12 protein-coding genes are annotated in these 14,545 nt (G+C 61.9%); 2 read left to right on the top strand and 10 right to left on the bottom strand.

Features of this window, described 5'->3' with window-relative positions; genetic code table 11:
* Nucleotides 1-107 precede the first annotated feature (107 nt).
* Complete coding sequence (locus J3P95_RS09195) at nt 108-1,259, top strand: MFS transporter (RefSeq protein WP_434577721.1); 1,152 nt, start codon at nt 108-110, stop codon at nt 1,257-1,259.
* A 71-nt stretch (nt 1,260-1,330) separates the two neighbouring features.
* Here J3P95_RS09195 and J3P95_RS09190 read toward each other — a convergent pair whose 3' ends face one another.
* The 10 genes from J3P95_RS09190 to J3P95_RS09145 form a co-directional block, all read right to left on the bottom strand.
* Nucleotides 1,331-2,506, bottom strand: coding sequence for a hypothetical protein (locus tag J3P95_RS09190; RefSeq protein WP_434577723.1), 1,176 nt, complete (start codon nt 2,504-2,506; stop codon nt 1,331-1,333).
* 10 nt (nt 2,507-2,516) lie between these two features.
* Nucleotides 2,517-2,939 (bottom strand): HPF/RaiA family ribosome-associated protein, encoded by a 423-nt coding sequence (locus J3P95_RS09185; RefSeq protein WP_434562325.1) that lies wholly within the window; start codon nt 2,937-2,939, stop codon nt 2,517-2,519.
* Nucleotides 2,940-3,119: 180 nt separating this feature from the next.
* Entirely contained in the window at nt 3,120-3,560 is a 441-nt protein-coding gene (locus J3P95_RS09180; protein WP_434562323.1) for a carboxymuconolactone decarboxylase family protein, read from the bottom strand.
* Nucleotides 3,561-3,696: 136 nt separating this feature from the next.
* Nucleotides 3,697-5,139: a mechanosensitive ion channel domain-containing protein gene (locus tag J3P95_RS09175; RefSeq protein WP_434577725.1), complete on the bottom strand. Its 1,443-nt coding sequence runs from the start codon at nt 5,137-5,139 to the stop codon at nt 3,697-3,699.
* A gap of 96 nt (nt 5,140-5,235) precedes the next feature.
* Nucleotides 5,236-6,102 (bottom strand): pirin family protein, encoded by an 867-nt coding sequence (locus J3P95_RS09170; RefSeq protein WP_434562319.1) that lies wholly within the window; start codon nt 6,100-6,102, stop codon nt 5,236-5,238.
* A 114-nt stretch (nt 6,103-6,216) separates the two neighbouring features.
* Nucleotides 6,217-6,831, bottom strand: coding sequence for a response regulator (locus J3P95_RS09165; RefSeq protein ID WP_434577727.1), 615 nt, complete (start codon nt 6,829-6,831; stop codon nt 6,217-6,219).
* A 101-nt stretch (nt 6,832-6,932) separates the two neighbouring features.
* Nucleotides 6,933-7,379: a response regulator gene (locus J3P95_RS09160; RefSeq protein WP_434577729.1), complete on the bottom strand. Its 447-nt coding sequence runs from the start codon at nt 7,377-7,379 to the stop codon at nt 6,933-6,935.
* Nucleotides 7,380-7,533: 154 nt separating this feature from the next.
* On the bottom strand, nt 7,534-10,812 hold the full coding sequence (locus J3P95_RS09155; protein ID WP_434626497.1) for a transporter substrate-binding domain-containing protein: 3,279 nt from the start codon (nt 10,810-10,812) through the stop codon (nt 7,534-7,536).
* A gap of 200 nt (nt 10,813-11,012) precedes the next feature.
* Entirely contained in the window at nt 11,013-12,347 is a 1,335-nt protein-coding gene (locus tag J3P95_RS09150) for a lysine N(6)-hydroxylase/L-ornithine N(5)-oxygenase family protein (protein WP_434562311.1), read from the bottom strand.
* 144 nt (nt 12,348-12,491) lie between these two features.
* Nucleotides 12,492-12,974 (bottom strand): sigma-70 family RNA polymerase sigma factor, encoded by a 483-nt coding sequence (locus J3P95_RS09145; RefSeq protein WP_434562309.1) that lies wholly within the window; start codon nt 12,972-12,974, stop codon nt 12,492-12,494.
* A gap of 422 nt (nt 12,975-13,396) precedes the next feature.
* On the opposite strand from J3P95_RS09145, the gene J3P95_RS09140 reads away from it, so the two are divergent.
* Entirely contained in the window at nt 13,397-14,545 is a 1,149-nt protein-coding gene (locus J3P95_RS09140; protein WP_434577734.1) for an efflux RND transporter periplasmic adaptor subunit, read from the top strand.

Raw genomic sequence — 14,545 nt, 5'->3', positions numbered from 1 at the left:
GGGTGCGAACATCGCGTCGGCACCTTGGGGTCGCAGCGAGGTCAGTGGATATGCAAGCATAGGCCCCCGCCTGCATCACCGCACCGCACGAAAGCCAAGGACGTTTCATGACCGCAATTACACCTCCTCCCACTTTTGTTCCCGGACGCCTGGAACAGATGTCCACCCGCATCGCCTATCTCATCGCCGGTATCGGCATCGCCGCCTGGGCGCCGTTGGTGCCTTACGCCAAGGTGCGGGCGAATCTGGATGAAGGCACCCTCGGGTTGCTGCTGCTGTGCCTTGGGGTCGGGTCGATCCTGGCGATGCCGATTTCCGGCGCGCTGGCGACGCGGTTCGGCTGCCGTCGGGTGCTCAGCGGCGGCACGATCCTGATCTGCCTGGCCTTGCCGTTGCTGGCAACGATGACCTCCCTGCCCTGGTTGGTGGCCGCGTTGTTCCTGTTTGGCGCCGGGCTCGGCACCGTGGACTCGACCGTGAACCTGCAGGCGGTGATCGTCGAGCGGGCCAGCGGCAAGACCATGATGTCGGGTTTCCACGGCATGTTCAGCCTCGGCGGGATCATCGGCGCGGCGGGTGTGAGCGCCTTGCTCGGCCTGGGTCTTTCGCCATTAGGGGCGACGCTGGTGGTCAACGCAGTGCTGCTGGTGGCGCTGTTCAAGGCTGCGCCGCACCTGTTGCCCTACGGCAGTGAAAGCTCGGGACCGGCGTTTGCCATCCCCCATGGCGTGGTGCTGTTTATCGGTATCCTGTGTTTCATCGTGTTCCTGGCCGAAGGCGCGGTGCTGGACTGGAGCGCGGTGTTCCTGACCGCCGAGCGCGGCGTGGACAGCGCCTACGCCGGGCTGGGTTATGCCGCATTCGCCTTGACCATGACGGTCGGCCGGCTGACGGGCGATTCGGTGGTGCATCGCCTGGGTGCCAAGCGCGTGATTATCTTCGGCGGGGCGATCGCAGCAGCGGGTTTCTTGTTGGCGACCGTCGCACCGATGTGGCAAGCAGCGCTATTGGGCTACGCATTGGTCGGTGCCGGATGCTCGAACATCGTGCCGGTGCTGTACACCGCCGTCGGCAAACAGACACTGATGCCCGAAGCCATCGCGGTGCCGGCCATTACCACCATCGGCTATGCCGGCATCCTCGCAGGGCCGGCACTGATCGGTTTTGTCGCCCATGCCAGCAGCCTGAGCATTGCGTTCGGTTTGATTGCGATGTCGCTGGTGGCGGTGGCGGTCAGCGGGAAAGTGTTGAAGGTCTGAAGCCTTGTAGATTCACCCGTGGCGAGGGAGCTTGCTCCCTCGCCACGGGATACATTGCAACGCCAGGGCGGCTAGAACCGACACACCGCCGCCGCTCCGCTATCGGTCGGCATGACATGCTCGGGCGGGACTACCACCACTTCGCCGCCTTGCCGGGTCACGGCCAGGATCAGTTCATCGAGCACATCCGGGGCTTGTTCGTCGCCGGTTTCGTCGATGATGAGCCTGCCCTTGTCCGGGTCGAGCTGACCGGGAACCTGCCGTTCGGCCTCTACCAGCAGCAACGCGACACGACTTTCCCAAGCGGCCTTGGCGATGTTGGCCAGGTTGTCCATCGCCCGTCCCTGCCCCACCGCGACGCCGTAACGATTCAGGCTGTCGACCACCCGGTCAGCGTGGCTGTGTGCCATGAGTTTCGAGCACTGGACCCGCAACTCTTCCAGGCCCAAGCGCGAAGGATCCCCTTCGATGCCCTGCGCCAGCACGTTCGAGTTATGGCTGACGGCACGGAACACCGCCTGGTTTTCCGGCAGGGCCACGACAATCATCGGCAGCCCCGAAGGTTGCGAATGGTATTGCAGGATGGCTTTGTCCACAGCGCGCAAGAACCGCTCGCGGTCCAGGTTGATTTCATCTTGCTTACCGCCACCGGCGGACTCATGCATCATCGGATCGCCGCGCTCGCTGCTGCGGCTGAAACCGTTGGGAAAGCCTTGCTGGTCTCCCGAGGTCAGGTCGTCGCCCAAGGCCTCGTTCTGATTACGCGGAACCTGTTCGGCCAACTCGACTTTTTCCAGCTGCTCGCTAGAGCCTTCGTACAACCAGACTTCATTACGGGTCAGGCACAGCACTTGATATCGCTCGGTTGACTGGACCAGCCGCAGCAGCGGCTTGAGGTAAGGATGGCTATTGGCGAAGGCGCATTGCGGCAAACGCTGGTTCACAGCGATGACTTTGAAATAGTCACGGGCGCCGAACACCGCGATGCCGTCGCGATTGGAGTTCCAGAACGCCTGGTCGTCCACCAGCGCATGAAAAGGCTCGAGCAACGGCGTGCAATCGAGGCCAGGGTGCTGGTTTTCCAGTTGGGTTTGCAGTTCGCGCACCAGGTTCTTGTAGCGAATCGGGTCCTGGCTGCGCTCCGGGAATGTGCGGTGTGTGGGCATATACAACGAAAGGCTCGGCTGTTCGTCGAACGCCAGGAGCTCGGCCAGCACTTGTCGGCTGAAGGGTTGATGAGCGGTCATGATTGTCTCCTTATTCTTTGCCACGAGCCTCTTGGTTTTCGAGGAAATCCTCCTCCAACATGGCGTCTACCATTTCCGGCGGAGCTTCATCCACAGGGGCAGTCACGCGCCCCATGGATTCGACGGCAGGGTTGAGTTTGCCGACCTGATGATCGAGCGCATGCAGCATTTTCTCGGCGGCGCCCTCCACCGCCAGCTCCAGGCTATCGGCCTTGTGGCTAACGGAGATGGCCGCAACGCCTTGCAGGCGCGCCTCGATCTGGCAGCGTTTGTCCGCGGCGCCGCCCTTCTGGGCGTTCTCGTCGCTGACGTGGATTTCGACGCGGGCCAGTTGATCTTCGAAACGCTGCAGCGCGTCCACCACCGTGCTGCCGACCCACTCCTGCAATCGGGCACTGCCTTCGATATGGTTGCTGTTGACTTGAACTTGCATGATCGACTCCTTTGCAAAAGACGGCTGACGCCGCCTGTTGTAGGTAGAAGAAGATCAAACGGGTGAAGTTCCCGGCGCGGGATGACTGGCCAATGCCTTGGCCAAACGCAGCGGCGATGGATAAAAAAAAGGGAGCGCTCCAGAGCGCTCCCGCAATTTTCCAGTGAACAATTGGGCGCCTTACATCTCGGGCATTTTCCGGAAGCCCACCGCCAGCCGGTTCCAGCCATTGATGGCGTTGATTGCCACGGTCAGGTCGACCATTTCCTTGGGCGTAAAGTGCTCGCTCAGCAATCCGTAGTCTGCGTCGGGAGCATGGGTGTCGCTCAAACGGGTCAGGGCTTCGGTCCAGGCCAGGGCGGCGCGTTCGCGGCCGGTAAAGAATGGCGCCTCGCGCCAGGCCGTCACGGCATACAGCCGACGTTCGGTCTCGCCGCTCTCGCGCGCGTCGGCGGTGTGCATGTCGATGCAGAAGGCGCAGCCGTTGATTTGCGAGGAACGCAGCCTGACCAGCTCCAGCAGCGACTTTTCCAGGCCCAGTTTCGAGACCGCGGTTTCCAGGGCCAGCATGGCTTTGTAGGCATCAGGGGAAGCGGCGTAGAAATCGATACGTGGTTGCATCTTGAACTCCTGGACAATTGAGGTGTGGCGCTACGTTAGTCCTGCACAGGCGCGGGACAAATAGCCAATTGTTGGGAAGTTCGGGTGGCCAATGGAGACCGGGATTTACCTATGGAATTGACCGCAAGCTTTTTTGTCAGACCCGACTGCGCAGCCATTGCAAAAAACGCTTCTTGGCGATCGGCTTGGGCACGTCGCGGGTCAGGTTCTGGGCGAGGTGGATGCGCACGTCCAGCAGGTTTTTCATCGCGTCGTTGATGTCGCGACGGGCATCCAGGCAGGGTCTGAGGTAACTGTTCTCGATGCGATAAAGTGTACAGAAGGTCTTGGCCGAGAAACTTGCCAGGGTGGCCTGGTCGGAGACAATTCCGGCTTCGCCAATCACCTCGCCCGGCCCCATGCGCGCGGCTTCGAATGGCTGGCCGTTGCGAATCAGGGTGACGCTGATCACGCCGGTTTCGATGATGAACAAATGGTCGCTGACCTCACCGGCGGGCAGGATCATGTCACCGGCGCGAAAGGTCTGCAACGTCATGTTCTGGCTGAAGGTATCCTTTTCATCCGGGCGCAGCGTAGAGAAAATGCTTGAGCTTTCCAACAGCGCCCGGGGACGCGATGCGCCCATCGAAGCGGTGCTTTCGCCGGTGGACAACAGGCTGACGCCCGACGCCTGCAAATGCCGAAACGCCAAGTCGAACAATTGATTGCGTACCTCGCGCTTCTGCCCCATTGAAGCCACGAACCCGCTGATCTCGTATTCCGCGCCAGCGCTTCCCGTGCTTTTCAGCGTCACGCAAGGCGCCGGGCTGGCGAGCAGCGCGCGGCAGCCGATCATTGCGCGCTCCAGCGCGTCGATGACCTTTTGCGGACGCGCGTGAGGACTGACCTGCAGGCTCACGGCCAAGCCATGCATATCGCTGGGCCGGCTGAAGTTGACGATCTTGGCCTTCGCCGCGAGTGAGTTGGGAATCACCGCCATACTGCCCTGGGAAGTCTGCAACCGTGTCGCCCGCCAATCGATGTCGGTGACCCGGCCTTCGGTGCCATCGATGGAAATCCAGTCATCGACTTGATAGGGCTTGGTGGTGTTGAGCACGATCCCGGAGAACACGTCGCTGAGCGTGCTCTGCAAGGCCAGGCCGACGATGATCGCCATCGCACCGGACGTCGCCAACACGCCCTTGACCGGCAAATCCAGCACGTAGGCCAGCGCCGCGATGACCGCGACCAGGAAGATCACCGCGCCGAGCAGATCCTGCAGCAATCGCCCGGTATGGCCGACCCGTTGCATCATGACCGCGCCGATCATGACCGTCAGGGTCCGCGCGGCGAACAGCCACCAGGCAATCTGCAAACCGGTCGCGGCCAAGTGCCGCGGCACATCGTCGACCCACTGCGCGGGTTCCATGGGATTGAGCCCTTCGCTGAACAGCAACATGCTGAACAACGAAAAAATCACCAGCCGCCCGCCGATTTTCCAATAGGTCCGATCAACACTGACCAGCCGCCACAACAGCAAGTCGAGCATAAGCAACGCCAGGGCGCTGAGCAGCGGGTGATCGGTGATCAGGGACAGCATCAGGGGACAGCTCCAGAAGGTCGTTGGCGGGAAGATTGGCACAGAATCAGCCGGCTGTAGAGATCGCCGAAAAACCTTGTAGGAGCGCGCGCTGCCTCAGCCGTCCATACCCCCGAAGCGCCCGGAATGAAAATCCTCGAAGGCTTGGTGGATTTCCTGCTCGCTGTTCATCACGAACGGACCATGACCGACGATGGGTTCATCGATCGGTTCGCCGCTGAGCAGCAGCAATACCGCGTCTGTGTCGGCGTGCAGGTTCAATTGATCACCAGCGTGCTCGAACAGGGCTAATTGCCCCGCCTCCACCCGCTCGCGGTCATTGGCCTGGACCGAGCCACGCAGCACGACCAGCGCGGTGCTGCGGCCTTCATGCAGGTCGAGCGTCAGGTCCTTGCCGGCATTCAGGCGGATATCCCAGACGTCGATGGGGGTGAAGGTTTTCGCCGGGCCTTGATGGCCCTGGAACGTACCAGCAATCAGCCGCAGGCTGCCGGCGGCGTCCTCCAGGACGATGTTCGGGATGTCCCCCTTGAGAAGGGTCTGGTAGCCGGCCGGGGCCATTTTGTCCTTGGCTGGCAGGTTGACCCACAACTGGACCATTTCCATGAAGCCGCCCTGCCGGGCAAACGCTTCGGAATGAAACTCTTCGTGAATGATCCCAGAGGCGGCGGTCATCCACTGCACATCTCCGGGGCCGATCTTGCCGCCGCTGCCGGTGGAGTCACGGTGTTCCAGCTCGCCCTGGTAGACAATGGTCACGGTCTCGAAACCGCGATGAGGATGCTGACCGACGCCACGACGTTCACGGGTGGGCGCAAACTCGGTGGGGGCCGCATGGTCCAGCAGGAGAAATGGGCTGATGTGCTTGCCCAGGTTGTCGTACGAAAATAGCGTGCGCACCGGGAAGCCGTCGCCGACCCAGTGCGGCCTTGGACTGGTGTAGAGGCCAATGATCTGTTTCAAGCTGCGTCTCCAAATCAGGTGTTGTGATTCGATGGACACAGCTTAAAACCCATACCGCTGGTGCACCAGACTGCAAAAATCGGTCTTAGCGTTCTATCTACAGAACAGTGATTTTCAAAGCTGATTGCGCTTGGCAAACTCCGACAGGCCCACCAGGGAATTCAACCCAAGCTTTTCCAACAGGCGGGTCTTGTAGGTGCTGACTGTCTTGGGGCTCAGGAACAACGCCTCGGCGATGTCCTTGCCTCGCATGCCCATCGCCAGCATCCGTAAAATGGAAAGCTCGCGCGTGGACAGCCTCTCCAGCGCTTGCTGCTCGGTTTGTTGTTGGAAATCCAGCCTGACGGCCATCTGGGGAAAATAGGAATAGCCGGACTTGATGGCGTGAATGGCCTTGATCAGCTCTTTCAGATCGCTTTTCTTGGTCACAAACCCCCTGGCCCCGGCCGAGGTACAGCGATTGCAGAAATGCGGGGCATCCTGGGAGGTGAACGCCAGCGCGGCACACTCCGGATACTGGCCAGTGATCCAGGCCAGCAAGTCCAGGCCATCGAAACCGTTCATCACCAGGTCCAGGATCACCAGGTCCGGAACGTTGTCCTTGATGCGCGTCCTGGCATCGGTCGTGCTGCTGACATCCGTAACCTCAGTGAATCCTTCGTTCTGGCAGACAAGCCGCAGCGCCCCTCGGATGACAGGGTGGTCATCAACAATCAGTACTTTTTTCAATACAGCTCCCCGAGTCAATGCAAACGGCGCCGACGCCATGACTGCACCGGACTGTTACACAGGTGATTGGTCGCGCCACCTGTCAGATCTGACAGTGCCGACTAACGGCGCACATCAGCCGCCGTGCCCCTGCCTGACGGCGCCTCCCAGGGTTGGGCCGACTCGCTGGCCTCGGGATCGACGCCCTTCATCAGGCGCCGCAGCGAAACAGCATCGGGTAACTGGGCGGTCATCATCTGCAAACAGGCTCGCCGACCGGCGGGCAACGTCCCCAGCGCAGGTTCCTGAGCGTTATAGATCAGCCCATGACGGACTTGCAGGTTATCGAGGCAGAACCCAGGCAGGTCCAGCGCGCGCTTTGCCAAACTGGCGTTGACGACAACCAGGTCGAACGGCTCGCAGCCATAGTCCACCAACGTCAGGAACTCGTGCACGTCACTCACCGGCGCAATGCGGAAATAGCCCAGATGATTGAAAAGGCGTTCCAGCTGCATTCGATGAAAATGCAATGGGTCGGCAATCATGATACGTAGTGCTTTATTTGGCATGGCAGGCATTCCAATGGCAACGCGACAGTTACGAACCGGCTTGGGAACGTTAAGTCGCGTCAGGCTAGAGGAAGGTTTTTAGCGACGCTGTAGGACGAATCCTAAAAACAGGCGGAAAAATCGCCAAACGACCTGCGGTTCCGGGAGCCACGGATCAGTCCTGATTGCCCGAAGAAGGATCAAACGCACCACTTTGCGCCCCGGTGACAAGGCCTGTGCTCGCCATGTGAGTTTCCAGCCGTTCGGCCAGGCGCTCCATCGCCTGGCGCAATAGGTCCACCGCGTCGCCGAGTGACGAGACGTCGCCCGCCCGACAGGCGCTTTCCAATGCCTCACAAGCCAAGATCAGGCGCTGTGCCTGGATGAGCCGGGCCCCGCCCTGGATCCGATGCGCCAGGTCGGACAACCCGGGCAAGTCGTGATGCGAAAACAATCGCTGCAACCGATCCTTGTCCAACGCAGTGCTATCGATCAGCGCTTGCATCAACTTGCTGAGTGAAATCCTGTCGCCGCCAGTCAGTTGTTCCAGGCTGGTCAAATCGAAGTCGTCAGTGGCCGCGGCCGGCTCCGCGGCGGAACCGGCCGTGATCGATACCAGGCAGGCATCCAGTTGCTTGAGGCTGATGGGTTTGAACAGGCAATCATCCATGCCCGCCGCAAGGCACCGGTCTCTTTCCTCGGGCTGGGCATTGGCCGTGAACCCGAGGATTTTCGTTGGCGACAAGCCTTGGACCCGCTCCTCGTTGCGAATGGCGCGCGCCAGTTCGTAGCCGCTCATCAGCGGCATGTTGCAGTCAGTGATGACCACATCGAAGTGCCCGGCGCGCCACACACGCAAACCTTGGGCGCCGTCTTCAGCTTCATGCGCAACATGACCCAGGTAATTGATCTGCTGGGACAACAACAAGCGGTTGGCCGGGTAGTCGTCAATCACCAGGACGTTGAGCACCTGGGCCGGCGCCACCGTCTCGTCCTTGACCGCAGGCGCTTGGGTCACGGCTTCGAGCAACGGCAACTCCAGCAGGATCTCGACCTGCGTGCCCTGCCCCGGCACGCTACTGAGCCGCAGGCTGCCTCCCATCATTTCGCACAAGGTGCGACTGATGACCAACCCCAACCCGGAACCGCCGCGAGCGGCTTCGGTATTGTCGCCAACTTGGGTAAACGGATTGAACAGGCGTCGCTGGTCCTGGGCGGATACTCCGGCGCCGGTGTCTTCGACCCGCAGGTGAATGTCCAGACGCTTGCCGTCACGCGTCGGTTCGGTTTTCAAGCTCAGGCGCACGCAGCCTTGATCGGTGAACTTGATGGCATTGCTCAGAACGTTCGAGACAATCTGCTTGAAGCGCAGCGGGTCAATCGACACGTCATGATTGCCTGCCGCATCCAGGTCCAGTTGCAGACGCAGCTGTTTCTGCCGGGCCAGGCCTTCGAACATTCTCGCTACCGACTCGGTCAGGGCCCGCAGGTTGGCCCGCTCGGGCACCAGCGACAGCCGTCCCGATTCGATGCGAGCGATGTCGAGGATGTCGCCGATCAAATCCAACAAGCCTTGGGCAGCACTCGACGCAACTTCGAGGGCGGGCCGGTCCATGACGCCCTGGTCGGCTTTTTTCAACGCCAGTTCCAACATGCCGATCACGGCGTTCATCGGCGTGCGGATTTCATGGCTCATGATCGCCAGGAACGTGGTCTTGGCCCGGTTGGCATCGTCGGCACTGGCCTTGGCCACGCGCAGTTGCTCCAGCAGCCGCCGCAGGTAGACAACCCAGCCCAACGTCAACAACAACAGCAGCGCGGCGATGGCAAACCCTTGGACGATGGTGGTGCGGTTGCGCAGCCAGTAGCTGTCGTCGATCACCACTTCACTGCGCCAACGGTTGGTCAGCTCATCCATCTCCTCAGGGGAAATACTCAGCAGCGCCTTGTCCAGGATTGAATACAGCTCCAGCGCGTCCCGGTTCGTTGCCAGGGCAACGCGCGCGGGCACCGTGCCCACGGTGCTGGTGACTTGCAGCGAGTCGCGATACTGGCGAGAAATCATATAGCGGGCGCTGATCAACGAATTGATCGCGCCATCCGCCGTGCCCGCAGCGACCATGGCCATGGCGTCGGCCGCGTTTTGCGCCAACACCAGTTGCACGCCGGGGAACTGCTCCAGCAGGTACTCACGCAGTACGTTGCCACGCACCAGTGCCAGTCGCTTGCCGGCCATCCGATCCACCGTCAGCGCGTCCCTGGCCTTGATGGGCACCACCAGCACGAACGGGTTCGTCAGGTACGGTCGGGTAAAACGCAACTCATCCTCAAGTTCGGCGCTGGGTATGGCGGTCGCCAGCACGTCGGCCTTGCCGCTGGCGATCAGGCCAATCAGTGCGTCCACCGAGTCGCCACGCTGGATGTCGAATTTCAGGCCGGTACGCAGGCTGATCCTGGCCAGCACATCGGCACCGATACCGCGCAGATGGCCCTGCTCGTCAAAAAAAGTCAGCGGCAGGAAATGTTCGCTGACCGCCACCTTGATCCGCGGATGTGCGTCGAGCCAGCGCTGTTCGTTGACACTGAAATGTACCGCTGGCTGACCCGCCACGCTCGCCCCGCCGGCGCTCCAGCGCCGCAGGATCCCCATGCGCTCGCCAACGGGAATGGCTTGCAAGCCGGCGTTGACGATGCGCAACAGCCGCGCATTGTCGCGACTGACCGCGAAGGCGAAGGGTTGCACTTCCATACGGGAAAAATCCACCAACTGGACGTTGTTCAGGTAGTTCTTGCTGATCAGGTAATGGGCGCTGATCGAATCTCCCAGGTAAACATCGGCCTGGCCAAACGCTACGGCGCCAATGGCGCTCAAGGTCGAGGGGAACAACTGCAAAGTGGCGTCCGGATAGAACGCCTCGACCTGGTCCGGTGGCAAGTAGTGATAAAGCATCGCTACCCGCTTGCCTGCCAGGTCCGTGGGCACATCCTCGCTGTCGTCGACGCGGGCCACCAGGGTGGGCAGGTCATCGGCGTAGGCTTGGGACATGACTAGCGCGGGATCGCTGGCCTCGAAGCCGTTGGCGGTGCCGAGTAGATCGATCTCCCCATCGCGCAACGCCTGGAGCGATGCGTCCCGTGACGCGTAACGCCGCACTTGGATCTCGACATGCAGCAGCTGCCCCAGCAACTCGGCGTAATCGGCCGTCAATCCCTCATAATCCCGGCCATTTGCGGTGAGACTGAACGGCGGATAATCCGGCGCCGAGGCCCCCAGCACCAATCTGCCCTTTTGCCGCAGCCAGCGCCGATCAGCCTCGTCCAGGGAGGCGGAATAGTCGCTCACGGTGGAACGCCCGAGCACGCGCAGCGACTCGGGTTCGGCACCCACCTGCGGCGCCACACATGCTAAGCCCAGCCATATCGCCGCCAGGCCTGTGCGCAGGAACAGCATCATTGGATCAGGGTTTCGCTTGGCGAAATCGGCCCGGAGCGCTACAGGCTAGCGACCGGCTGATAGGTTCGAACTGCCAAAGCGAGGGAACAGCGAACCGTCAACGTACCCGCTAGCCGAAACCAGTAGGCACGTTGAGAGTGTAGGAAATTTCTGAGGAATTTCCCGGCGAGCGTGGGATTGGGCTATTTCGTTGCCGAGCCCTACGCCGTGGCCAGCTTCAGGTCGCCCACCGAATGCCTCTGCCCGCGATGGTTGCCGTGTTCATAGAGAGAGCCGGCGATTTCATCGGCACGCACCGGCAGGATCGACAACAAGGTGTCGCTCAGGCCATGGCTGGCCTGGCAGAAACCCTGCATATAGATCGCGGCCTTGCAGCGCTCGTCGGTGATCAACTTGTAGTTGCGATCCACCTCGAAATCTCCCAGGTACGACGCCAGCGGCTCCAGCAAGGTGCGGTGCATCTGCCGCTCGTAACCGGTGGCGAGCACCACGGCGTCATAGCGGCGCACCGTCAGTTCACCGGTGGCGTTGTTGCGCACCGCCAGTTCCACGCCCGCGTCAGTGGCCGTGGCTTTCTCCACCGTAGTGAGGGTGCGGAACGCGTGGCGCGCCACGCCCGATACTTTCTGCCGGTAGAAAATCCCGTAGATGCGTTCGATCAGGTCGATGTCCACCACCGAATAATTGGTGTTGTGGTACTCGTTGACCAGGCGCTCGCGCTCGCTGTGGGGTTGCTGGAACACCAGGTCGGTGAATTCCGGCGAGAACACTTCGTTGACGAACGGGCTGTCGTCCGCCGGCTTGAGGGCCGAGCCGCGCAGGATCATGTCGACCTGCACCGACGGGAAGCTGTCGTTGAGGTCGATGAAGGCCTCCGCCGCGCTCTGCCCGCCGCCGATGATGGCGATGCTCATTGGCTGGCCGCTCACGCACGGTTGGGTCGCCATGCGCTCCAGGTATTGAGAATGGTGGAAGACCCGGGCGTCATTCTTGAAGCCTTTGAACGCTTCGGGAATACGCGGCGTGCCACCGGCACTGACCACCACCGAACGGGTGATGCGTACGAATTCCTCACCCTGGCCACTACGGGAAATCACCCGCAGCGCTTCGACTTGCTGGTTGTGCAGCACCGGTTCGATGCGCAGCACTTCTTCGCCGTAGCGGCTTTGCCCGGCAAACTGCGCCGCGACCCAACGCAGGTAGTCGTTGTACTCCATGCGGCACGGATAGAAGGTTCCCAGGTTGATGAAATCAACCAGGCGGCCATGGTGCTTGAGGTAATTGACGAACGAATACGGGCTGGTGGGATTGCGCAGGGTCACCAGGTCCTTGAGGAACGAGATCTGCAGCTCGCTCTGGGTCACCAGGGTGTTGCCATGCCAGCGATAGTCGGCCTGTTTGTCGAGGAACAGCACATCCAGCTCGCCCTGGACCGGGCCGCGCTCCTGGAGCGCAATGGCCAACGCCAGGTTCGAGGGGCCGAAGCCGATGCCGATCAAGTCGTGAACGTTGGGCGCAGCAATTGCCTGAGTCATGTCCAGTGTCCTCTGGAGAAGCCCCTCAACAGGGCGCGAAAGCCTGGGTGACTCGCCCGGCCCGCGTAAGGCCGTCAAGTCGTCTGTTGAGAGGAACGAGGACGGTGTGGGGAAATTTACCGCTGCGCGATCAGTGAAGGTGAATCAAGGCGCGTCCCACTGCCGCACGCGCACCCGACAGTGCTTCATCGCGTTGACGATGTGCTTCTCCACCAACGCCCGGGAAATGCCCAGGCGCTCGGCGATCTGCGCATGGGACAAGCCTTCGAGCTTGCGCAGCAGGAAGCTCTCGCGACACAGCAGTGGCAACTCGGCCAGGGCCCGTTGCAGCATGCCCAGGCGCTGGCCGTGGTCGAGGCTGGTATGCGGCGATGGGGTGAAGAAGCGTTCCTCGCTGTCCAGCACATCCAGGGATTCGACTTGGCGCAGGGTGTTGCGCCGATGCCCGTCGATCACCAGGTTCAACGCCGTGCGGTAGAGAAACGCCCGGGGTTGCTCGATGGGCGTATCACTGGCGCGCTCCAGTACCCGCACGTAGGCGTCATGCACCACATCCTCGGCCGCCTGGCGGTTGCCTAGCCTGGCGTTCAGGAAACACACCAGTTCGCGATAGTAGTTTTCCAACATGACTCCCGTGCGCAATGGCTGCGACAGCTATCCCTGTGCCACCCGACATGCCGGAAAAGGGCATGGCACGATAATGGCAAATTCAATCGCGTAATTTATAGTAATTCTCATATAGATTTAAAGCTTTGGTTTGTATCAAGGCGGGTTCGTTCATCTGATTGGGCGTCTAAAACCGCTTCTGTGGCGAGGGAGCTTGCTCCCGCTGGGGCGCGAAGCGGCCCCAAAACCTGAGTGCACAATTTTTAGGTGTTGCCTGCCTTGGGCCTGCTTCGCGGCCCAGCGGGAGCAAGCTCCCTCGCCACGGGGTTAGTGTCGTTCAACTGGCACCCGCTAAATTCCCGCCCGTAACGCTCGTCTACCAGAACAGCCCCCCGTCCCTGCTGCTCCTGCGACGGGCCCGATATCATTGGCCGGAACCCTGCATGAACCGTCCCCGCCTCACCCGACCCGCCTGGCTCCTGACCTTCGCCCTCTTGCCGGCCGTGGCTTTCGCTGCGTGGCAAGCGGTTGCGCCGAACCGTGCCCCCGTGGCCACCGCCTCCGTCACCCGTGGCGATATCGAAAACAGCGTCACTGCCCTGGGCACCTTGCAACCGCGGCGTTATGTCGACGTCGGCGCCCAGGCGTCCGGGCAGATCCAGAGGATTCACGTGGAAGCCGGCGACGAAGTGCGCGAAGGCCAACTGCTGGTAGAAATCGACCCGTCCACGCAAAAAGCCAAGCTCGACGCCGGGCGCTTTTCCATTGAGAACCTCAAGGCCCAGCTCCAGGAACAGCGCGCCCAGCACGACCTGGCGCAGCAGAAATTCCGCCGCCAGCAGCAACTCAAGGCCGGCGGCGCCACCCGCGAAGAAGACGTGCAGACCGCCTTGGCGCAAGTGCGGGCGACCCAGGCGCGCATCGACATGTTCCAGGCCCAGATCCGCCAGGCCCAGGCCAGCCTGCGCAGCGACGAGGCCGAGCTGGGCTACACGCGCATCTATGCGCCGATGAGCGGCACCGTCGTCGCCATCGGTGCCCGGGAAGGCCAGACCCTCAACGCCCAGCAGCAAACCCCATTGATCCTGCGCATCGCCCGGCTGTCGCCGATGACGGTCTGGGCCGAAGTCTCGGAAGCCGACATCGGCCACGTCAAGCCAGGCATGACCGCCTACTTCACCACCCTGTCCGGCGGCAGCCGCCGCTGGAGCAGCACCGTTCGCCAGGTCCTACCGGTGCCGCCACGCCCGCTGGAAGCCAGCCAGGGCGGCGGCCCTACCGGTGGCCGCAGCGGCAGCGAACGGGTGGTTCTCTACACCGTGTTGCTGGACGTCGACAACGCCGACCGCGCGCTGATGACCGACATGACCGCCCAGGTATTTTTCGTCGCCGCCCAAGCCAAGGACGTGCTGACCGTGCCCATCGCCGCCTTGCAGGACGCCGGTCAGGTACGGGTGCTGGCCGACAATGGCGACGTCCAGCCGCGCACTGTTCGCACCGGCGTCAGCGACCGCCTGCGCACGCAAATTATCGAGGGTCTGAACGAAGGCGACCGGGTGCTGATCGGACCGGCCAGCGGCAGCGGGGGCTGA

This window comes from Pseudomonas sp. Z5-35, assembly GCF_051131945.1.
Classification (GTDB): Bacteria; Pseudomonadota; Gammaproteobacteria; order Pseudomonadales; family Pseudomonadaceae; genus Aquipseudomonas; species Aquipseudomonas marvdashtae.
Note: the sequence above shows the minus strand (reverse complement) of the source record. Positions and strands in the feature narration are given on the sequence as shown.

Coding starts and splice junctions, on each gene's coding strand:
- J3P95_RS09175 (WP_434577725.1), bottom strand. CDS start 5,139: ATGCTGTCCCTGATCACCGATCACCCGCTGCTCAGCGCCCTGGCGTTG.
- J3P95_RS09190 (WP_434577723.1), bottom strand. CDS start 2,506: ATGACCGCTCATCAACCCTTCAGCCGACAAGTGCTGGCCGAGCTCCTG.
- J3P95_RS09145 (WP_434562309.1), bottom strand. CDS start 12,974: ATGTTGGAAAACTACTATCGCGAACTGGTGTGTTTCCTGAACGCCAGG.
- J3P95_RS09155 (WP_434626497.1), bottom strand. CDS start 10,812: ATGATGCTGTTCCTGCGCACAGGCCTGGCGGCGATATGGCTGGGCTTA.
- J3P95_RS09180 (WP_434562323.1), bottom strand. CDS start 3,560: ATGCAACCACGTATCGATTTCTACGCCGCTTCCCCTGATGCCTACAAA.
- J3P95_RS09150 (WP_434562311.1), bottom strand. CDS start 12,347: ATGACTCAGGCAATTGCTGCGCCCAACGTTCACGACTTGATCGGCATC.
- J3P95_RS09195 (WP_434577721.1), top strand. CDS start 108: ATGACCGCAATTACACCTCCTCCCACTTTTGTTCCCGGACGCCTGGAA.
- J3P95_RS09140 (WP_434577734.1), top strand. CDS start 13,397: ATGAACCGTCCCCGCCTCACCCGACCCGCCTGGCTCCTGACCTTCGCC.
- J3P95_RS09185 (WP_434562325.1), bottom strand. CDS start 2,939: ATGCAAGTTCAAGTCAACAGCAACCATATCGAAGGCAGTGCCCGATTG.
- J3P95_RS09160 (WP_434577729.1), bottom strand. CDS start 7,379: ATGCCAAATAAAGCACTACGTATCATGATTGCCGACCCATTGCATTTT.